Genomic DNA, 18,138 nt, shown 5'->3' with positions numbered 1-18,138 from the left:
CTCAAGCGTGCCCGGCCGTGGCGCGCAGCACGTCCTGGAAGGTCACCATGCCGACCACGTGCCCGTCTTCGACGACCGGCGCCGAGCGCACCCCGGCGTCGGTCATCAGCCGCGCCAGCTCACGCACCTCGGTGCCGGCCGGCACGGCCAAACCCGACTGGCGCATGACCGAGCCGGCCGTGCGCGGGCCGCCGTCGAGCATCACGCCGGTGTCCGGGTCACCCGGCGAGGCGGGGACCCGCAGGATGTCGGCTTCGGACAGCAGGCCGAGCAGCCGCCCGTCGGCGTCGACCACCGGCATCGTGGTGAACCCGTGGCGGGTCATCACCTCGGCGGCTTCGGCGAGCGTCGCGGACGGCGTCAACGCGAACGTCGGGGTGGTCATGATCTCGCGTGCGCGCATGGTCCGGGCTCCGTTTCGGTCGGGTTTTCCCGACCATTCCCGGTGCTCTCCCGGCAGCACAGGGTCCTAAGTCCTCAGCGGGCTGTCGGAGGGCCTCCGAAGCGGGGCGGATCAGTCCCGGGGTACCGGGGCCCAAGGCCTCTTCGGAGGACGGGAGAAATCGATGATCCTGTTCCTACCAAGCACTTCCGACGCGGAGAGGGCAGCGATCATGAGCACGTCGTCGAACGCGGTGGCGCGGATGTGGCGCACCGTTCTGCCCCGCCGTGGGTCGGTGGCGCGGGCCTCGGACCGGTTCCAGGCCGGGCTGCTGGTGTCCGTGGTGCTGCTCGCGCTCGCCGCGCTGCCGGTCGCCGCCAGCATCGGCTCGGAAACCTACGTGCGGCAGCAAGGGGAGTCCGCGCAGCAGCTCGGCGAGCGCACCCGGGTGACCGCGACCCTGCTCGCCGACGGCCCGGCCATCACGGTGAACTCGCGGGCCGGCGTCGTCGGCACCGGTGCACCCACCGACGCGGCGTGGACGCTCCCGGACGGGGCCCGGCACGTCGGCAAGGTGATCGCCGACCGGGGCACGCTCAAGGGCGAAACGCTGACCGTCTGGGTGGATCGCTCGGGTGACCCGGTGGATCCCCCGCTCAGCGGCGCGGGTGTCGTCATCGACGCCGTGGTCATCGGGCTGGGCCTGTGGCTGGCCGCGCTGGCGCTGCTCGCGGCCTGCTACCGGCTGACCGTGTTTTCCCTCGACCGCTTCCGTCTCGCCCGCTGGCAGCAGGAGTGGCTCCAGGAGCAGGACCGCAAGACCCATTCCTGACAACGAAGAAAAGGTGAAGTCCCATGACCACGGCAAACCAGGGCGACATCGTCGTCGGCGTGGACCATTCGGCGGTCAGCGTGGCCGCCCTGCGCTGGGCGGTGTCGGAAGCGGCGGTGAGCGGCCGGCAGGTCGTCGCACTGCGCGCGTGGACGTTCGAACCGGTCTACGACCTCGGCGCGGCGGTCGCCGGCACGCCGGAGACGGTCGCGGACCGGGAGCGGCGGCAGCTCGACGAGGTCGTCGGCGAAGTGCGGGCCGAGCACCCCGGTGCCGCCGTCCGGGCCGAGCTGGTCGAGCACTCGGCCACGGTGGCCCTGGAGGAGGCGTCGAAGACGGCGGCGATGCTCGTGCTCGGCAGCCACGGCCACGGCCGCCTGCTGAAGCTGCTCGTCGGCTCGGTCGCCGAGCACTGCCTGCGCGAGGCGAGCTGCCCCGTGGTGGTCATCCCCGCCCGGACCGTCCCGGAACCGGAGAAGGACGCGAAGCCGGAGCCGGAGCCCGCGGCCACGTACTACCCCGGCCCGCTGCTGTGAAGGAGATCGTGATGTCCAGTCGCCGCAAGGTGGGTTCGGTCATGAAGATCGACGTCGCGACCGTCGCGCCGGACACGCCGTTCAAGGCCGTCGCGGTCCTGCTGGCCTCGTGGAACATCAGCGGGGCGCCGGTGGTGGACGAGGACGGGCAGGTGCTCGGCGTCGTCTCGCAGGGTGACCTGCTCGAGCACGAGGCGCCGCACGGCCTGCTCAAGCCCGGTTCACGGCAGGCGAAGCGGAAGGCCGGCGCGGCGTTCGTCGCCGACCTGATGACCAGCCCGGCGGTGACCGTCCGCGCGGAGGACGACGTCACCGTCGCCGCGAAGCTGCTGGAGCAGAACCACTTCCACCGCCTGCCGGTGGTGGACGACGCGGGCAAGCTCGCCGGCATCGTGTCCCGCTCGGACCTGCTGCGGGTCTTCCTGCGCACCGACCAGGAGATTCGCGCCGAGGTCAGTGACGAAGTGCTCGAGCGCGAGATGACGCTGGACCCCGCATCGCTGTACGTCGCGGTGCACAACGGCATCGTCACGCTCAACGGCACGGTCGAGCGGACGAGCATGATCCCGGTGATCGTGGCGCTGATCCGCCGGGTCGACGGCGTCGTCGAGGTGCGGCAGACCCTGAAGGGCCAGTTCGACGACCGGGGCGTGTCCCCGGTCCCGCCGGGCCCGGTCGGGATCCTGAGCCCGCACAAACCGCACAACTGAACCGGGTGCGGAAAGCGGCCACCGTCCGATCCGGACGGTGGCCGCTTCGTCGTGCTGGAGGTGTCGACCAGCCCGGTGGTGATGGTGACGTTCTTGATCCACAGCTCTCGAGGTGCAGCGCCGCCGGAATGCCGACCGCTTCGATCGCGACGTCGGCGCCCAGACCACCGCTGGCTTCGGCCGCCGCCTCGCCGGGCTGCACGAGGACGTCGGCACCGAAGGACTTCGCCGCGTCGAGGCGCGCCGGTTCCTTGTCGACCACGATGATCGTGCCGGGCGAGAACGGCGGAAGCGGTCTCCACGATCGTAGAGACCGCTTCGTGACCGAGGATCCGGCCGCGCTCGACCTCGGGGACATCATCCTTGAGGATGTGCAGGTCGGTGCCGCAGATGGTGACCGCGTCGATCCGCGCCGGCCGGGGCCGTCGTACACGAGTGCCTTCATTCGTCGCCGGGACAGCGGAACGGGCGCCCGCCTGCCGGCGGGCGCCCGTGGTACCGATCGCGTTCAGCGCAGCCACTGGCGGTCGCCGACGGCGTCCGCCCAGCGACGGCCGAGTCCCCACGTGTGCCCGGCCGAAGCGGCGGCCAGCGCGATGAGGATCAGCGCGTAGATGATGTGGTAGTCGATGATCGGGTTGGTGGAGTGCGTTGCCTCACCGGTGCTCATGCTCTGCGCGAACGGCCATTCGGCGGTCCACATCATGAGCATCATCAGCGAGCCGGCGACCGCGCTCAGCCGCAGGGTGACCCCGGCGATCACGGCGACGCCGATGGCGCCCAGGCCGAGCATGAACAGCCAGTCGGCCCACCAGGTGCCCGCCCAGGAGTGGAACATCGACTCGAACGGGCCGACGTGGACGCTGCTCAGGAAGCCCTTGGTCGGCGAACCGCCGCTGATCCAGGCGCCCTTCGCCGGGGTGGCGTAACCCAGGCCGAACAGCTTGTCCAGGAACGCCCACAGGAACACGAACCCGGTGACGACCCGCAGGACCGCCAGGGTCTTCCCGGCGATCGTGGACTCGGTGACGAAGCCGGCGACCGGCGCCGGTTCGGTGGCCCGGTGGCCCGAGGTGGTCTTCTTCTCTTCCGGTCGGATGGACATGGGGAAACCTCCGTTCTTTTCGGTGCTGCGGTCAGTTTCTTCCGGTACCGCGGGAGTTTCTGGGGTCGAAGGTCCCCGGCCGGGAGGTCCTTGGGCGCCGGTTCACGAGGACCGGGCCGAACGGACCAAAGTCCGCACGAACCAGGGCGGAAGCCTCGCGCCGCCGGCGTCGTCCGGCGGTTGACTGGCGGAAAACCGGAAGGGGAAGTGGATGAACGGCTCGGTACTCGTGGCCGGCGTCGACGGATCGGCCGGATCACTCATGGCGGTCCGATGGGCCGCGCGCGCGGCACGCGAACGGGGTCACGGCCTGCGCCTCGTGCACGCGCTCCCGACGCTTCCCGCGCCCTACCCACGCGGGGACCCGACTTACGACCAGCTGCTGGAAGTGGCCGCGGAGCAGGGAAGCGCCATGCTGGCCGAAGCGCGGGAGGCCGCGGCGGAGGTGGCGCCCGGCCTCACGGTGGAGACGGCGCTCCGGCCCGAGCGGCCCGCCGAGGCACTGGTCGACGAGTCGGGTGGCGCGGTGCTGCTCGTGCTCGGTACCCCGGGCCTGCGGCCGTTCGGCCGCATCCTGTTCGGGTCGGTCACGGTGGCCTTGGCCGCGCACGCGAAGTGCCCGGTCGCGCTGATCCGTCCGCACGTAGGCGAGAATCGGCCGCCGGCCGAGGGACCGGTGGTGGTCGGCGTCGACGGCGGCCCGGCGAGCGAGGAGGCCATCGCGGCCGCGTTCGAAGAAGCGTCTTGGCGCGCCACCCGGCTGGTCGCGGTGCACTGCCGGCCCGACAACCACTGGACGAGCGACAGCGCGGCGGTGGCGGAGCACGAACACGAGCTGCTGGCCCAGCGGCTGGCCGGTTGGCAGGAGAAGTACCCGGACGTCACCGTCGACCGGGTCGTGCCGGTCGGGCGGCCCGCCGAGCAGCTGCTGGACTTCGCCGACCGCGCGCAGCTGCTCGTCGTCGGCAGCCGCGGGCGGGGTGGGGTGTGCGGCCTGGCTCTCGGGTCGACGAGCCAGGCCCTGATGTCCTACGCGCTCTGCCCGGTGCTGGTCGCCCGCGGCGGGATGCGCCCGCAGGAGAAGTAGAGCACCGGGCCGGCGAAGTTCACCGCGATCACCGGGGCCCACAACCACTTCGGGCCGCGGACGCGGTCGGCCGGACGGCGGGCCAGGTCCCACCAGGCACCCGCGGCGAGCAGCGCCTGCACGCTCGCCGCGGTGCCGATCACCGTGCGCCGGGTGGCAGTCAGGTCACGCCACCGCTTGCGGTCTCCCATGCCGTTCTCCTTCCGTCCGGTCCAGGCAAGGGCATCGGCCGCCCCGAGCAAAAGGGCCAAAGGCCCCTCGCCTGGGGACCGTCGCCCGCCGCGCGGAGCACGCCAAGGCTCCTAATTTGATCGCACAACGGTTTCCGACGGAGGTGGAGTCATGCGTGGTCCGCTGGTGTGCGACCTGATGAGCCGGCCGGTCGTGTCGGCAGGCCCGGGGACATCCTTCAAGGAACTGGCCACCCTGCTGGCCGGGAACGGCATCGCGGCGATCCCGGTGGTCGACGAGCACCGCCGCCCGATCGGCGTCGTCGGCGAGGCCGACCTGCTGGCCCGCCACGGCCGGGACGCCCGGCGCGAGCGCGGGCTCCGGCGGCTGCGGGTGTGGACCAAGGCGCAGGGCCTGACCGCGCGCGAGCTGATGACGCGGCGCGTGCCCACCGTCGCGAAGGACGAACCCCTGGCGGGCGCGGCCCGGCGGCTGGTGGAGACCGGCCTGCGCTGCCTCTACGTCGTCAACGCCGCGGGCCACCTCGTGGGTGTCCTCGCCCGCCGCGACGTCCTGCGCGCGTTCCTGCGGCCGGACGAGGAGCTCAAGGAGACCGTGGAGCGTGAGGTCCTGCAGCGGTCGATCCGGGCGGACCTTTCGACGGTCGAGGTCCGGGTCGACGAGGGTGTCGTGACGTTGAGCGGGGTGATCGACCGGCGCAGCGAGGTCGAACGCGCGGAGTGGCTCACCGAGTCGGTTCCCGGCGTGGTCGCCGTGCGGAACCGGTTGAAGTACACCCAGGACGACGGCGCCGCCACGGAACTGCGCTGAGCGGCCGGGCCTTCACCGGAGTGCGACCGTGAGGAGCACGACGACATCGTCGAGCGCGGTGAGCCCGTGGCGCTCCGGCGGGATCGTCGCCAAGTGCCCGCGCTCGAGTGTCCATTCGGCACTGTGGCTGTGCAGCCGCACGGTGCCCGACACGACGTAGAGCGTGGCCGCCGGCGGTGAGTCGTGCTCGGCCAGTTCCGCGCCCTCGGCGAGGGCGATCAGGGTCGCGCGCTGCGAAGTTCCGGAAACCAGCGTCCGGGCGGCCCGCCGGGAAGCGTGGCTGCGTGCTTCGGCGAGCAGGTCCGGGGCGAGTGCGTCGATCGAGGTGACAGCGGGGTGGCCGGTCATCGGGGGCGCTCCCATCGTCGGCGGGAAGTTCCGCTCTGCCGGCCACGGTAGCCGAGAACGCGGCGAGCGGGACCGTGAAGGACGGATGCCCGCCGGGCCAGGTCACCGGCGGGCACCCGAGGCAGTGTCGTCAGGACAAGGACCGCCCGATCAGTTCCACCAGCTCCACCGTGCGGGTCGCGTAGGCCCATTCGTTGTCGTACCAGCCGAACACCTTCGCCAGGTGCGAGTCGGCCTTCGTCAGCTGGGAGTCGAACACGCACGAGGCCGGGTCGCCGATGATGTCGCGGGACACGACCGGCGCCTCGGTGTAGCGGAGGATGCCCTTCAGGTCACCATCGGAGGCTTCGGCGAACGCGTGGTTGACCTGCTCCGCCGTGACCGGGCGCTCGAGCTCCACCGTCAGGTCGGTCAGCGAGCCGTCCTCGACCGGGACGCGCACCGCGACGCCGTCGAGCTTGCCGGCCAGCTCCGGGATCACCAGCCCGATCGCCTTGGCCGCACCGGTGCTGGTGGGCACCATGTTGACCGCGGCCGAGCGGGCGCGGCGCGGGTCCTTGTGCGGCCGGTCCAGCAGCGCCTGGTCGCCGGTGTAGCTGTGGATCGTGGTGAGCAGCCCGCGCCGGATGCCGAACGCGGAGTGCAGCACCTTCACCATCGGGGCGAGGCAGTTCGTCGTGCACGAGGCGTTCGAGATGATGTGGTGCTTCGCGGGGTCGTAGTCGCTTTCGTTGACCCCGAGCACGATCGTCGCGTCGACGTCCTTGCCGGGGGCGGAGATCACGACCTTCTTCGCGCCCGCGGCCAGGTGGACGCCCGCGGCTTCGCGGGTGCGGAACTTGCCGGTCGACTCGACGACGACGTCCACGCCGTACTCGCCCCAGGGCAGCTCCGCCGGGTCGGCCTTCGCGGTCACCTGGATCAGGTGGTCGCCGACGCGCAGCGCCTCGCCGTCGACCACCTCGACGGGGATGCGCAGCCTGCCGTAGGTGGAGTCGTGGACGAGCAGGTGCGCCAGCATCTCCGGCGACGTGATGTCGTTGACCGCGACCACCTCGATCGGGCTGTCCGGGGTTTCCAGCACGCACCGGAGGATGTCGCGCCCGATCCGGCCGAAGCCGTTGATCCCGAGCCGTACTGTCATCTGCTTCTCCCTGTCGTCGTCCGTTCCTCCTCGATGGTTCGGCACCCGCGGACGCGCCCGTAGGGCCCAAGTTCCCCGGGGCGAGGGCCGAACGCCCCCGGGCCCGGCGGAACCGGTGACCTTCGGCTCTAGGGGACGGCGCACGTGAGCCGCTTCCCTGGACACGGCGAAAGGGGAGCCGATGGCCACCGACATCCGCGTGCTCGACCGGGCCGGGCTCGACCGGCTGGTCGAGGTGCTGCTCGGCGAGGGCTACCGGGTCGTGGGCCCGACGGTCCGCGACGACGCGATCGTGCTGGCCGAGCTGGACTCGGGAGCCGAGCTGCCCGCGGGCTGGGGTGTGGAGACCGCGCCCGGCCGGTACCGGCTGCGCCGTCGGACGGACGCGGCCGTGTTCGGCCATTCGGCGGGACCCCAGTCGTGGAAACGCTTCCTGCACCCGCCGCACCGGGCCCTCTGGCACACCGGTCCCGATGGCGAGTTCGTCGCGGCGGCCGAAGCTGTGCAACGCTACGCATTCCTCGGGGTCCGGGCGTGCGACCTGGCGGCGATCTCCGTGCTCGGCACCGTGCTCGCCGCGAGCGGCTCGTTCACCCGGCGCCGGCAAGGGCTGTTCACGATCGCCGCGAACTGCACCGAACCCGGTGAAGTGTGCTTCTGCGCTTCGATGCGCACCGGGCCCGGCGTGTCCGGGGGCTACGACCTCGGCCTCACCGAGCTGATCGACGACGACGGCCACCGGTTCGTGGTCGACGTCGGGTCCGCCGAAGGCGAGCGCGTCCTCGGGCTGGTCGCCACCCGCGACGCCGCGGACAGAGAGGTCGCCGAAGCGCGAGCAGGCGTCGAAGCCGCGGCGGCGAAGATGGGCCGCGCGATGCCGCCAGGGGACCTTCGGACCCTGATGCGCGAGTCGCGCGAGTCACCCGTCTGGTCTGAGATCGCCAGCCGGTGCCTGACTTGCGGCAACTGCACCATGGTCTGCCCGACGTGCTTCTGCACCACCACCGAGGACGTCACGGACGTGACCGGCGAGCACGTCGGGCGCGCCGAACGCTGGGCGTCCTGCTTCGAACTCGACTTCTCCTACGTGCACGGCGGAAGCGTGCGCGAGTCGGGAGACAGCCGCTACCGGCAGTGGATGAGCCACAAGCTGAGCACCTGGTACGACCAGTTCGGCACGTCCGGGTGCGTCGGCTGCGGGCGCTGCATCGCCTGGTGCCCGGCCGGTATCGACATCACCGTGGAAGCGGCCCGGCTCGCCGCGGAAGGAGCCGGCCATGTCGGCGGTTGACCGCTTCACCGCGTTGCCTCCGTTCTCCCGGCTCACGCCGTCGGAGACCGCGTTGCTGACCCGCGCGAAGCGTGAGGTCGCCTTCGCCGCGGGGGAGCGGTTGTGCGAGGAAGGCCGTCCGGCCGACCGGCTCTGGGTGCTCGAAAGCGGCCGGGTCGAGGTGGACACCGCGGTCCCCGGCCGCGGCGACGTCGTCGTGCAGACGCTCGGGCCGGGGGAGCTGCTCGGCTGGTCGTGGCTCGTCCCGCCGCACCGCTGGGACTTCGGTGCCCGCGCGCTCACCACGGTGACCGCGGCCGAGCTGGACGGGCAGCTCCTGCGCGACCTCGCCGACGCGGACCCGGCGTTCGGGTACGCCCTGACCCGCGCCCTGTTCGAAGTGCTGGCCCACCGCCTGCGGGGCACCCGGGCCCGGCTGCTCGACCTCTACCGGAGCGGCTCGTGACCGAGCCGATGCTGCCGGTGCCGTACCGGGTCGAGCGGCGGAAGACCCAGACGCGGGACACGGCGACGCTGCGGCTCGTCCCGGCCGGCCACGCCCTGCCGCGGTTCCGGCCCGGTCAGTTCACGATGCTCTACGCGCGGGGGATCGGCGAGGTCGCCATCTCGATCAGCGGTGATCCGTCCACTGAGGACGGTGTGCTCGAGCAGACGGTCCGGGACGTCGGCGCGGTCAGCCACGCCCTCCACGACGCCGAACCCGGCATCGTGCTCGGCGTGCGCGGGCCGTACGGGCGCGGCTGGGACGTCGAATCGGCTCGCGGCGGCGACGTCGTGATCGTCGCCGGCGGGGTGGGCCTGGCGCCGTTGCGGCCGGTCGTCCTCGCGGTGCTCGCCGACCGGGCCGCCTACGGCCGCGTCGTCCTGGTCGCCGGGGCGCGCACACCCGCCGACTTCCTCTACCGCGACGAGTTCGCCGCGTGGGAGACCTCGATCGAGGTGCGCCGCACGGTCGACCAGCCGGCCGCCGGCTGGACCGGCGAGGTCGGCTTCGTCACCGAGCCCCTGGCCCAGGTGGGCCCCTTCACCGGCCGGGCCACCGCGTTCCTCTGCGGCCCGGAACCGATGATGCGCTTCAGCGCGCAGGTGCTGCTGCGGGCCGGAATGGCGCCGGACGACATCCGCGTCTCCCTGGAACGGAACATGCAGTGCGGCACGGCGCTGTGCGGGCACTGCCAGCTCGGCCCGCTGCTGCTCTGCCGAGACGGCCCGGTCGTGACGTACGCCGAGGCCGAACCCCTCCTCCTGGTCCGGGAGCTGTGACATGAGCCTGCCCACCCTCGCCGTCTGGAAGTTCGCCTCCTGCGACGGCTGCCAGCTCACCCTGCTCGACTGCGAGGACGAGCTCCTGGACCTCGCCGGCCGCATCAAGATCGCGTACTTCACCGAAGCGACCAGTGCGGTGCTGCCCGGCCCCTACGACGTCTCGCTCGTCGAAGGCTCCATCACGACGGAGGCGGACGAACGGCGGATCCGCGAAGTGCGCGAGCAGTCGCGGGTGCTGGTCACCATCGGCGCGTGCGCCACCAGCGGCGGAATCCAGGCCCTGCGCAACTTCGGCGACGTCGCCGAGTTCGCCGCCTCGATCTACGCGAGCCCGCAGTTCATCAGCACCCTCGCCACGTCGACGCCGATCAGCGCCCACGTGCCGGTGGACTTCGAACTGCGCGGCTGTCCCATCGACCGGAACCAGCTGCTCGAGACGCTCGGCGCGTTCCTCGCCGGGCGCAAACCGGATCTGCCCGACACCAGCGTCTGCACCGAATGCAAGCGCCGCGGCCTCACCTGCGTGACGGTCGCCGACGGCACCCCGTGCCTCGGCCCGGTGACGCACGCCGGCTGCGGAGCGCTCTGCCCGGCCCACCGCCGCGGCTGCTTCGGGTGTTTCGGGCCGATGGCGAAACCCAACACCGCGGCACTGCTGCCGATCCTGCGTACCTGCGGGATGGACGAGCCCGCGATCGGCCGCGTCTTCGCCACGTTCAACGCGGCCGCGCCGGACTTCGCCGCCGTGTCACGGGAGCGACGGCCGTGACCACCCGCCGGCTGGCCGTCAACGCCATCGCGCGCGTCGAAGGGGAAGGCGCGCTGCGGCTGGTCGTCGAGGACGGCCGGATCCACACCGCCGAGCTGAACATCTACGAGCCGCCGCGGTTCTTCGAAGCGCTGCTGCGCGGCCGGGACTGGACCGAGCCGCCCGACATCACGTCCCGCATCTGCGGCATCTGCCCGGTGGCCTACCAGACCAGCGCGTGCAACGCCCTGGAAGCGGCGTGCGGCGTCGAGCTCGACGGGCCGCTCGCCGCCCTGCGCCGGCTGGTGTACTGCGGCGAATGGATCTCGAGCCACGCCCTGCACATCCACCTGCTGCACGCACCCGACTTCCTCGGGTACCCGGACGGCATCGCGATGGCGGCCGGGAACCGCGGCGCCCTCGAACGCGGTCTCGCGCTCAAGAAGACCGGCAACGCGCTGATGGAACTGCTCGGCGGAAGGGCCATCCACCCGGTGAACGTCCGCGTCGGCGGGTTCTACTCGGTACCGTCGAGGGCCGAGCTCGCCCCGATGCGCGAACGGCTGCTGGGCGCGCTGGAGCAGGCGCGCGAGGTCGTGCGCTGGGTGTCCGGGTTCGACTTCCCCGACTTCGAGACCGGCCACGACCTGCTCTCGGCGCGCGAGCCGGGGTGGTACCCGATCGAACGGGGAAGCGTCGTCGCGAGCACCGGCGCCGCGTTCCCGGCCGCGGAGTTCCCCGACCACGTCGTCGAGCGGCAGGTCCCGCATTCCACGGCGTTGCACGCGAGTCTCGACGGCCGCCGGTACCTGACCGGTCCGCTCGCCCGGTACTCGCTCAACTCGGCCCTGCTCGGCCCGGCGGCCCGCGAGGCCGCAGCGGAGGCGGGACTGGGACCGGAGTGCCGGAACCCGTTCCGGTCCATCGTGGTCCGCGCGGTCGAAGTGGTGTACGCGGTCGAGGAGGCGCTACGCCTGATCGAGGGCTACGAGCGGCCCGACCGGCCGTGCGTCGACGTCGTCCCGCGCGCGGGCACCGGGCACGGGGTGAGCGAAGCACCCCGCGGGCTGCTCTACCACCGCTACACCCTCGACGAAGCGGGACTGGTCACCGCGGCGACGATCGTCCCGCCGACGTCGCAGAACCAGGCGGCGATCGAGGACGACCTGTGCCGGCTGGCCGGCACGCGGCTCGGTCTCGGCGACGACGCGCTGGCCCTGTTCTGCGAGCGGATCATCCGCAACCACGACCCCTGCATCTCGTGCGCGACGCACTTCCTCGACCTGACCGTGGTCCGCCGGTGACGGCCGTGGTGGCCGGCCTGGGCAATGCGCTGTGCGGCGACGACGGGATCGGCCCGGCCGTCGTGGCCGCGCTCCCGGCGCTGCCCGGGGTCCGGGTGGTCCCGCGGATCGCCGATCCCCTGACGCTGATCGACACCTGGGCGGAGGCCGGGCTCGCGGTGCTCGTCGATGCGGTGCGGGGCCCGCTGCGACCCGGTGAGGTCGTGCGGTTCACCGGCGAAGACGGCTGGCCCGGTCGCGCCGGGCGGGGTGGGCACACCCTCGACATCGCGGCGGCGGTCGACCTCGGACAGGCCTTGGGCCGGTCGCCGCGGCGGCTGGTCGTGATCGGCGTCGCGGGCGTCGATTTCGAGCCGGGGCAAGGGCTTTCGGCGCCGGTCGCCGCGGCGGTCCCGGCCGCGGTGCGGGCCGTGCTCGCGGAAGGCCTTTGGTCCTCGCCGGTCGGGTAGAATGCCCGCTTCGCCGCGCGGCCCCTCGGAGTTGGCTGGAAACCGGAGGGGACTGCGACACAAGAGGAGCGGTGATGACGGAAGCAACCGTGAAGGGCCGGATCGTGGTCGGCGTCGACGGTTCGGACGCCGGTACGGCCGCACTGGTCTGGGCGGCCGCGCAGGCCGAGGCGATCGGCGCCGAGCTGGACGTCGTGACGGTGTGGCTGCACGACGAGATGCTCGACGACGCCTCGGTGAACCGGAACCTCGAAGAGGCCAGGCGGGTGCACTTCCACGAGCTGCAGAAGCTCGTCACCGCGGTGACGAAGGACCACGCCGGGGTGGTCGCGCGGTGCTCGGCCCCGGACGGCGATCCCGCAGGCGTCCTGACCGAACGGGCGAAGGACGCGACCATGCTGGTCGTCGGCAGCCACGGCAAGGGCAAGCTGCGCGAGGTGCTCGCCGGCTCGGTCAGCAGCGCCTGCCTGCGGCACGCGACCTGCCCGGTCGCGGTGATCCCGCCGCCCGCCCGCACCCCGGAAAGCCCGCTGGGCCGCCGGCTGGCCGACGTGACCCCGGCGAAGTCCTGAGGCCGTCATGACCGCGACCGACGAATCGGACGGGGCGCCGCTGCTGCGCGTCCGGGGCGTCACCAAGAGGTTCGGTCCGGTGCAGGCCCTGGGCGGGGTCGACCTCGACATCCCGGCCGGGCAGGTGACCGCGCTGGTCGGCGACAACGGCGCGGGCAAGTCCGTGCTGATCAAGTGCATCGCCGGCATCCACGTCCCGGACACCGGCGAGTTGACGTGGCAGGGCGAGCGGGTGCGCATCCGCAGCCCCCGCGACGCCGCCGCGCTCGGCATCCAGACCGTCTACCAGGACCTCGCGCTCTGCGACAACCTCGACGTCGTGCAGAACATGTTCCTGGGCCGCGAACACCTGCGCCTCGGGGTGCTCGACGAGGACCGGATGGAGCGGGCCGCGAAGAACACGCTGCACAGCCTCGGCGTCACGACGGTGACGTCGGTCCGGCAGGCGGTCGGTTCGCTGTCCGGCGGCCAGCGGCAGGCGGTGGCGATCGCGAAAGCCGTGCTGTGGGACTCGAAGCTCGTCATCATGGACGAGCCGACCGCGGCCCTGGGTGTCCAGCAGACGGAGGCCGTCTTGAGGCTGGTGGAGCGGCTGGCCGACCGCGGCCTGGGCGTGCTCGTGGTGTCGCACAACATGAACGACGTCTTCGACGTCGCCGACCGCATCGCGGTGCTCTACCTGGGCCGGCTGGCGGGGGTGTTCACCACCGGTGAGCTCACCAAGGAAACGGTCGTCGACCTGATGACCGCGGGCCGGTCCGACCGGATGGGCGGATCGAGCCGGGTGAAGGGAATCGCATGATGATCGTGTGGTTGATAGTCGCCGCGGTCGTCCTCGCCGTGCTGGCCCTCTCGATCCGGATCGTCAAGCAGTACGACGCGCTGACCCGAAGTCCGTGATGCCCCCTTACCGGCCATGAAAAGCGGGTAAGGGGGCATTCACGGCCTTCAGCGCGTCAGCCAGCGGGTCGCGCCGCGCAGGCCCAGGGCCATGGCGTCCCAGCCGGTCCCGGCGTGGACCGGGAGCCCGGCGCGGAACCGGCCCGGCACGTACGTGCCCAGCGCCTTCTTGCCCAGCCGCCAGGCGGCCGAGGTGCCGACGCGGTAGGCGTCACCGGCCGCGGGGTCGACGACCACCGGCTGCGCGGGGTCGCCGGTGACCGACAGCGGAACCTGCGCGAAGGTCGCCTTGTCGAACATCTCCAGCACGCACATGCTCACCGGTTCGAAGCCGGCCCCCGGCAGGTGCGCGCCCGCGTCGGCGGCGATCTGGCCCGCGACGGCCTGTGCCTGCAGCAGGGCGAGGAACGCCTGCTTGACCGGGAAGTCGCCGGCGTCGCCGGGTGCGTAGACGCCGGGATGCCCGAGCACCTCGCGCGTGCTCGCCTCGCAGGTGAGGAATCCGCGGTCGTCGGTGGGCAGCCCTTCGAACCGCTGTGCCGCGACGTACGGCGGGAACGCGACGAGGAGGTCGAAGTCCTGGGTGGTGCCGTCGGTGTAGGCGACTTCGAGCTCGCTGACCTTGTCGGGGGCCGCGCCGGTGCGGCCTTCGATGCCACGCTCGGCGAACTCCGCGGCCACGACGTCGTGCAGCTTGGGGCCGAACGCCTGGACGTAGCTCCGCTCGGACGTTGTGAACGCGAGCTGGACGTTGTCGCGGACCTCGCGGCGGCGCAGCCAGGTGTCGAGCATCAGGGCGATCTCGTACAGCGGCCCGGCGCACTTGTTGTTCGGCGGCACCAGGAACAGCACCCGTTGCAGCTGGGCGTGCGCGGCGTGCTGGACCACCCACTGCAGCTGCTCGCCCAGCGCGTGCAGCCGGCCGGGGGACCAGACCGTGTGGGCGTGCTCGGCGAGACCGGGCACCTCCTCGGGACGCATGGCGGCGCCGGTGGCGATGACCAGCTGGTCGTAGGGGACCGGGCCGCGAGACGTGTGCACGACGCCCCGCTCGGTGTCGATGCCTTCGGCGTGCGCGATGTGGGAGTCGATTTCCTTCCTTCTCAACGCTTTCGCCAGCGGCACGTGCAGTGGCGCCTCGGCCGCTCCGAAGGGCAGGTAGATGCTGTTGGGCCGGAAGAGGAAGTCGTCCCGGTCGGAGACCAGGCTGAGCCGGACCTGATCGGGGTTCGCCAGTGCGCGCAGCGCGAACGCGGTTTCCAGACCGGCGAACCCGCTGCCCAGCACGACGACGTGGTTGGGGGACATGTGCGTCTCCGATACTCGAGTTTCGGCAGAGAACCCCACAGTGCCCAGCGGCGTGGTGCTGCTGTCAGGGCACTCGGCCGTGCGCGGCGGTGACTTCCGGCCCTTTTCCCGGCTTCGGGCCGGGACGCAGAGTGGAGAGTGGGGCAGTGCGACGGGAGTGGTGGCGATGACGGCGCGGAAACTGGTCGGACCGCATCGGCGGATGCCGGCGCAGGACAGCCTGTGGCTGCACCTGGACCGGCCGGAGAACCTGATGGTCGTCACCTCGGTGCTGTGGACCAGGACGCCGGTGGACGCGGCCCGGCTGCGCTCGCTCGTGTCGGACCGGCTGCTCGCGCGGTACCCGGTGTACCTGCAGCGAGCCGTGCGTCACGACGGCCCGGCGCGCTCGATCACCTGGGAGACCGATCCCGGCTTCGACCTCGGCGAGCACCTGGTCGAGCAGGATCTTCCCGCGCCCGCGGACCAGGCGGCGCTGGAGGAGTTCGTCGCCGCCCGCCGGAGCACCCCGCTCGACCCAGGTCATCCACTGTGGACCATCGATCTGCTGCAGGGCTACCGCGGCGGCAGTGCGCTCGTCTGCCGCACCCACCACGCGATGGCCGACGGGATCCGGCTGACGCAGGTGCTGTTCAGCCTCCTCGACCCGGCCGACGGTGATGGTGCCGCTCCGCACGCGAAGGTCGGCGGCTCCGCGCCGCACCGGGAGGCCGTGGCCCAGCCGGTGGTCCGGCTCGGGGCGACCGTCCTGCGCGCGCTCGGTGACACCGGGGCGATGGCGCAGCACCAGGCGGCCCGTGTGCACCCCGTGCTGGAGACCGCCGTGGCCATGCCGGTGCTCGGCGCGACCGCGGCGGTGGGCGCCACGGGAGCCGTCGCGGGCTTCCTGGCGGCGGCACTCGACGGCGGGCCGCGCCGCGCGGTCGACACGGTCGCCGGCGCGGCGACGACGGTCTGGCACAGTGCGACCGGGGCCGCGGGCCTGCTGGCGCCGTCCACCGCCACCGGGCTGTGGGACGGCGACCCGGGGGTCGAGAAGACCGCCGCCTGGGGCGAGCCGATCCCGCTGGCCGAGCTGGCTCGGATCGGCCACGAGACCGGAACGACGGTCAACGACGTCTGCACGGCGCTGGTCGCCGGCGCGCTCGACCGGTACTTCACCGCGGACGGCACCGCCCGGCCCGGCCCGTCCGACCTCGGCTGGCTGATCCCGGTGAGCCTGTCCTCGTTCGACGACGGGCTGCCGGCCACCCTGGGCAACCACTTCTCGCTCGTGCTGGCCCAGCTGCCGCTCGGGCGCCGGACGTTCGCCGAGCGCCTCGCCGAAGTGCACCGCCGGGTCGCCCGGATCCGCGACTCGTACGAGCCGGTGCTGACGTTCGGGGTGCAGTACGCGATCGCGCAGAGCCCGGCCCCGCTGGGCCTGGCGATGAGCCGGTTCTTCGCGGGCAAGGCCGTGGGGGTCCTGACGAACGTCCCCGGCCCGCGCGCCCCGATGACACTGGCCGGCGCGGAGGTCGAGGGCATCGTGGGCTGGGCACCGTGCAGCGGCCGCCAGGCGATCACGATCTGCGTGTTCAGCTACGCCGGGCAGGTGCGGATCGGGTTCGGCACGGACCGGAAGCTGATCCCGGACCCGGAGGCGCTGGTCGCGGGGCTGGCCGCGGAGTTCGCCACGGTGAGCAACGGCGGGGGTGCCGCGAAGACTCGGGGATAGCGGCGGTGCTCCGCTGGTCATGAGCGGGTGGTTCCCGGTGCACCTCGCGGGTTCGGTGACGCACGCCCGTTCAGCGGACCGTGGCGCGCAGAGCTTCGACTTCCCGCTCGATCGCCTTGGCGAGCACATCCGTCTCCGGGACCGTGTCAGCGTCGGAAGTGATCCCGAACGTGACCTGCCCGGCGTAGCTGAGCATCGCCACCCCGGTCCGCACCCGCAACGCGATCGGGACGTACGGATAGATCTCGACGATCGGCCGCCCGAGCGCGGACAGCGGCTTCGCCGGGCCGCGCACGTTGGTCGTCACCGTGACGATGTTGCGCTGCGGCAGGTGCGCGGCGGCCCGGATCGCCCAGGCGACCGGCGCGAACGGCTCGTGCGCGGCCGTCGCGGTGACCAGGGCGCCGGCGTCGGCCTCCTTGCCCTCCTTGAGCGCGCCCAGGCGGCGGTGCACGCGGATGAGACGCTGCACCGGGCCGGCCAGGTCGACCGGCAGCAGCGGCAGCAGGAGCGAGACTTCGTTGTCCACCGCCGTACCGGTCCGCACGGACACCGGCACCAGCGACCGCACGCTGTCCGCGGCCGGGGTTTCGCCGCGGTGCAGCAGCAGCTCACGGAACCCGCCGGCGACGGCGGCCAGCAGGACGTCGTTCACCGTGACGTCGTGCGCCTTGGCCACCTTCTTGACGTCGGCCAGTGCCACCGACGCGGTGGCGTACCGGCGCTCGCGCCCGAGTGGTCCGGTCAGCGGGGTCGGCGACGCGGGCAGCAGCGCCGAGGTCAGCGCGGCGAGGCCACGGGCGGCGTCGCTCACGCGGCGGGCCAGCCGGTTCGGGTGCAGCAGTTCCCGGGCCAGCAGGCGGGTCTGGTCCCACGGAGTGCGCAGCAGCGAGCCCGCGGCGTCGAGCAGCAGCTTGGCCGCGCCGGGATCGGGCGACGCCTCACCGACGGCGGGGGCGGGGACGTCGCCGAAGAGGATCGTCTGCAGCCGGGTCGCCGCGAGCCCGTCGGCCAGCGCGTGGTGCAGCTTGGACAGGATCGCCCAGCGCCCCTCCGGCAGGCCTTCGATGACCCAGAACTCCCACAGCGGCCGGTCGCGCTCGAGCCGTTCGCCCATCAGCAGGGCGACCAGGTCGCACAGCGCCGACTCGTCGTGCGGTGCCGGGAGCGCCATCCGCCCGAAGTGCGCCGAGGCGTCGAACGCCGGGTCGTCCACCCACGCTGGCGGGCCCAGGTCGAACGGCACCGTGCGGACCTTCTGGTGATAACGCGGGATCCCGGACAGCCGCGCGAGGACGGCGGCGACGAACTCGTCCTGGCCCGGAGCGGGCCCTTCGGCGATCGCGACCGAGGCGATGGCGAGGGACGAGCTGGGGTCTTCGTCCTCGATTTCGAGGAAGGCCGCGTCGAGCGGGCTCAGGCGGTCCATGACGTCCT

General features: G+C 72.5%; 21 protein-coding genes and 2 pseudogenes. 14 read left to right on the top strand and 9 right to left on the bottom strand.

Annotated elements, in window-relative coordinates; translation table 11 throughout:
- Position 1: 1 nt before the first annotated feature.
- Entirely contained in the window at positions 2–403 is a 402-nt protein-coding gene (locus QQ657_RS03210; RefSeq protein ID WP_284740509.1) for a CBS domain-containing protein, read from the bottom strand.
- 211 nt (positions 404–614) lie between these two features.
- On the opposite strand from QQ657_RS03210, the gene QQ657_RS03205 reads away from it, so the two are divergent.
- Genes QQ657_RS03205 through QQ657_RS03195 form a run of 3 tightly spaced genes read left to right on the top strand, consistent with a single transcriptional unit; the run spans position 615 to position 2,460 of the window.
- Positions 615–1,214, top strand: coding sequence for an Rv1733c family protein (locus QQ657_RS03205; RefSeq protein WP_284740508.1), 600 nt, complete (start codon positions 615–617; stop codon positions 1,212–1,214).
- A 23-nt stretch (positions 1,215–1,237) separates the two neighbouring features.
- Positions 1,238–1,750, top strand: a complete 513-nt coding sequence (locus QQ657_RS03200) for a universal stress protein (protein ID WP_284740507.1) — start codon at positions 1,238–1,240, stop codon at positions 1,748–1,750.
- A gap of 11 nt (positions 1,751–1,761) precedes the next feature.
- Complete coding sequence (locus QQ657_RS03195) at positions 1,762–2,460, top strand: CBS domain-containing protein (protein WP_284740506.1); 699 nt, start codon at positions 1,762–1,764, stop codon at positions 2,458–2,460.
- Positions 2,461–2,635: 175 nt separating this feature from the next.
- Here QQ657_RS03195 and QQ657_RS03190 read toward each other — a convergent pair.
- From QQ657_RS03190 to QQ657_RS03180, 3 genes and pseudogenes are all read right to left on the bottom strand, one after another.
- Positions 2,636–2,818: pseudogene (locus QQ657_RS03190) on the bottom strand (hypothetical protein); the annotation flags it as partial.
- A pseudogene (locus QQ657_RS03185) lies at positions 2,802–2,981 on the bottom strand (hypothetical protein); the annotation flags it as partial. The pseudogenes QQ657_RS03190 and QQ657_RS03185, both read right to left, overlap by 17 nt.
- Complete coding sequence (locus QQ657_RS03180) at positions 2,969–3,565, bottom strand: DoxX family membrane protein (RefSeq protein ID WP_284740505.1); 597 nt, start codon at positions 3,563–3,565, stop codon at positions 2,969–2,971. The gene QQ657_RS03180 and the pseudogene QQ657_RS03185, both read right to left, overlap by 13 nt.
- Before the next feature lie 211 nt (positions 3,566–3,776).
- On the opposite strand from QQ657_RS03180, the gene QQ657_RS03175 reads away from it, so the two are divergent.
- Positions 3,777–4,652 carry a universal stress protein gene (locus tag QQ657_RS03175; protein ID WP_284740504.1) on the top strand — a complete coding sequence of 292 codons (876 nt, stop codon included), beginning with the start codon at positions 3,777–3,779 and terminating at the stop codon, positions 4,650–4,652.
- Here the strand turns inward: QQ657_RS03175 and QQ657_RS03170 are convergent.
- Entirely contained in the window at positions 4,595–4,843 is a 249-nt protein-coding gene (locus QQ657_RS03170; protein WP_284740503.1) for a PLDc N-terminal domain-containing protein, read from the bottom strand. The genes QQ657_RS03175 and QQ657_RS03170 overlap by 58 nt on opposite strands.
- A gap of 151 nt (positions 4,844–4,994) precedes the next feature.
- Here QQ657_RS03170 and QQ657_RS03165 point away from each other — a divergent pair, with 151 nt between their 5' ends.
- On the top strand, positions 4,995–5,654 hold the full coding sequence (locus QQ657_RS03165) for a CBS domain-containing protein (RefSeq protein ID WP_284740502.1): 660 nt from the start codon (positions 4,995–4,997) through the stop codon (positions 5,652–5,654).
- A gap of 12 nt (positions 5,655–5,666) precedes the next feature.
- Here QQ657_RS03165 and QQ657_RS03160 read toward each other — a convergent pair whose 3' ends face one another.
- Positions 5,667–6,002, bottom strand: a complete 336-nt coding sequence (locus QQ657_RS03160; RefSeq protein WP_284740501.1) for a cupin domain-containing protein — start codon at positions 6,000–6,002, stop codon at positions 5,667–5,669.
- Positions 6,003–6,132: 130 nt separating this feature from the next.
- Positions 6,133–7,146: a type I glyceraldehyde-3-phosphate dehydrogenase gene (gene gap, locus QQ657_RS03155; RefSeq protein ID WP_284740500.1), complete on the bottom strand. Its 1,014-nt coding sequence runs from the start codon at positions 7,144–7,146 to the stop codon at positions 6,133–6,135.
- Between the two features lie 181 nt (positions 7,147–7,327).
- On the opposite strand from gap, the gene QQ657_RS03150 reads away from it, so the two are divergent.
- The 8 genes from QQ657_RS03150 to QQ657_RS03115 all read left to right on the top strand — a co-directional run bounded on the left by QQ657_RS03150 (position 7,328) and on the right by QQ657_RS03115 (position 13,578).
- Positions 7,328–8,437, top strand: coding sequence for a 4Fe-4S dicluster domain-containing protein (locus QQ657_RS03150; protein WP_284740499.1), 1,110 nt, complete (start codon positions 7,328–7,330; stop codon positions 8,435–8,437).
- Complete coding sequence (locus tag QQ657_RS03145) at positions 8,424–8,882, top strand: Crp/Fnr family transcriptional regulator (RefSeq protein ID WP_284740498.1); 459 nt, start codon at positions 8,424–8,426, stop codon at positions 8,880–8,882. The genes QQ657_RS03150 and QQ657_RS03145 overlap by 14 nt, the downstream gene beginning before the upstream one ends.
- The gene (locus QQ657_RS03140) at positions 8,879–9,700 is read left to right on the top strand and encodes an FAD/NAD(P)-binding protein (RefSeq protein WP_284740497.1); all 822 of its coding nucleotides are present in this window, start codon (positions 8,879–8,881) and stop codon (positions 9,698–9,700) included. Before QQ657_RS03145 ends, QQ657_RS03140 begins: the two co-directional genes overlap by 4 nt.
- Before the next feature lies 1 nt (position 9,701).
- On the top strand, positions 9,702–10,472 hold the full coding sequence (locus QQ657_RS03135) for an NADH-quinone oxidoreductase subunit B family protein (RefSeq protein WP_284740496.1): 771 nt from the start codon (positions 9,702–9,704) through the stop codon (positions 10,470–10,472).
- Positions 10,469–11,755, top strand: coding sequence for a Ni/Fe hydrogenase subunit alpha (locus QQ657_RS03130; RefSeq protein WP_284740495.1), 1,287 nt, complete (start codon positions 10,469–10,471; stop codon positions 11,753–11,755). Before QQ657_RS03135 ends, QQ657_RS03130 begins: the two co-directional genes overlap by 4 nt.
- Entirely contained in the window at positions 11,752–12,204 is a 453-nt protein-coding gene (locus QQ657_RS03125; RefSeq protein WP_284740494.1) for a hydrogenase maturation protease, read from the top strand. The genes QQ657_RS03130 and QQ657_RS03125 overlap by 4 nt, the downstream gene beginning before the upstream one ends.
- A 74-nt stretch (positions 12,205–12,278) precedes the next feature.
- Positions 12,279–12,776, top strand: coding sequence for a universal stress protein (locus tag QQ657_RS03120; RefSeq protein ID WP_284740493.1), 498 nt, complete (start codon positions 12,279–12,281; stop codon positions 12,774–12,776).
- 7 nt (positions 12,777–12,783) lie between these two features.
- A complete protein-coding gene (locus QQ657_RS03115) occupies positions 12,784–13,578 on the top strand; it encodes an ATP-binding cassette domain-containing protein (protein WP_284740492.1) in 795 nt (264 codons plus the stop codon).
- 146 nt (positions 13,579–13,724) lie between these two features.
- On the opposite strand, the gene QQ657_RS03110 is transcribed toward QQ657_RS03115, so the two are convergent.
- A complete protein-coding gene (locus tag QQ657_RS03110) occupies positions 13,725–14,984 on the bottom strand; it encodes an NAD(P)/FAD-dependent oxidoreductase (protein WP_284740491.1) in 1,260 nt (419 codons plus the stop codon).
- Positions 14,985–15,150: 166 nt separating this feature from the next.
- Between QQ657_RS03110 and QQ657_RS03105 the strand changes: the two genes are divergently transcribed.
- Positions 15,151–16,701, top strand: a complete 1,551-nt coding sequence (locus QQ657_RS03105) for a WS/DGAT domain-containing protein (protein WP_284740490.1) — start codon at positions 15,151–15,153, stop codon at positions 16,699–16,701.
- 70 nt (positions 16,702–16,771) lie between these two features.
- Here QQ657_RS03105 and QQ657_RS03100 read toward each other — a convergent pair whose 3' ends face one another.
- Complete coding sequence (locus QQ657_RS03100; RefSeq protein ID WP_284740489.1) at positions 16,772–18,130, bottom strand: wax ester/triacylglycerol synthase family O-acyltransferase; 1,359 nt, start codon at positions 18,128–18,130, stop codon at positions 16,772–16,774.
- Positions 18,131–18,138 lie beyond the last annotated feature (8 nt).

This window comes from Amycolatopsis ponsaeliensis, assembly GCF_030182635.1.
Taxonomy (GTDB): Bacteria; Actinomycetota; Actinomycetes; order Mycobacteriales; family Pseudonocardiaceae; genus Amycolatopsis; species Amycolatopsis ponsaeliensis.
Note: the sequence above shows the minus strand (reverse complement) of the source record. Positions and strands in the feature narration are given on the sequence as shown.

Bases quoted from the DNA above. Each gene is read 5' to 3' on its own strand.
- QQ657_RS03210 (WP_284740509.1), bottom strand. From the start codon at position 403: ATGCGCGCACGCGAGATCATGACCACCCCGACGTTCGCGTTGACGCCG.
- QQ657_RS03205 (WP_284740508.1), top strand. From the start codon at position 615: ATGAGCACGTCGTCGAACGCGGTGGCGCGGATGTGGCGCACCGTTCTG.
- QQ657_RS03200 (WP_284740507.1), top strand. From the start codon at position 1,238: ATGACCACGGCAAACCAGGGCGACATCGTCGTCGGCGTGGACCATTCG.
- QQ657_RS03195 (WP_284740506.1), top strand. From the start codon at position 1,762: ATGTCCAGTCGCCGCAAGGTGGGTTCGGTCATGAAGATCGACGTCGCG.
- QQ657_RS03180 (WP_284740505.1), bottom strand. From the start codon at position 3,565: ATGTCCATCCGACCGGAAGAGAAGAAGACCACCTCGGGCCACCGGGCC.
- QQ657_RS03175 (WP_284740504.1), top strand. From the start codon at position 3,777: ATGAACGGCTCGGTACTCGTGGCCGGCGTCGACGGATCGGCCGGATCA.
- QQ657_RS03170 (WP_284740503.1), bottom strand. From the start codon at position 4,843: ATGGGAGACCGCAAGCGGTGGCGTGACCTGACTGCCACCCGGCGCACG.
- QQ657_RS03165 (WP_284740502.1), top strand. From the start codon at position 4,995: ATGCGTGGTCCGCTGGTGTGCGACCTGATGAGCCGGCCGGTCGTGTCG.
- QQ657_RS03160 (WP_284740501.1), bottom strand. From the start codon at position 6,002: ATGACCGGCCACCCCGCTGTCACCTCGATCGACGCACTCGCCCCGGAC.
- gap (WP_284740500.1), bottom strand. From the start codon at position 7,146: ATGACAGTACGGCTCGGGATCAACGGCTTCGGCCGGATCGGGCGCGAC.
- QQ657_RS03150 (WP_284740499.1), top strand. From the start codon at position 7,328: ATGGCCACCGACATCCGCGTGCTCGACCGGGCCGGGCTCGACCGGCTG.
- QQ657_RS03145 (WP_284740498.1), top strand. From the start codon at position 8,424: ATGTCGGCGGTTGACCGCTTCACCGCGTTGCCTCCGTTCTCCCGGCTC.
- QQ657_RS03135 (WP_284740496.1), top strand. From the start codon at position 9,702: ATGAGCCTGCCCACCCTCGCCGTCTGGAAGTTCGCCTCCTGCGACGGC.
- QQ657_RS03120 (WP_284740493.1), top strand. From the start codon at position 12,279: ATGACGGAAGCAACCGTGAAGGGCCGGATCGTGGTCGGCGTCGACGGT.
- QQ657_RS03115 (WP_284740492.1), top strand. From the start codon at position 12,784: ATGACCGCGACCGACGAATCGGACGGGGCGCCGCTGCTGCGCGTCCGG.
- QQ657_RS03110 (WP_284740491.1), bottom strand. From the start codon at position 14,984: ATGTCCCCCAACCACGTCGTCGTGCTGGGCAGCGGGTTCGCCGGTCTG.
- QQ657_RS03105 (WP_284740490.1), top strand. From the start codon at position 15,151: ATGACGGCGCGGAAACTGGTCGGACCGCATCGGCGGATGCCGGCGCAG.
- QQ657_RS03100 (WP_284740489.1), bottom strand. From the start codon at position 18,130: ATGGACCGCCTGAGCCCGCTCGACGCGGCCTTCCTCGAAATCGAGGAC.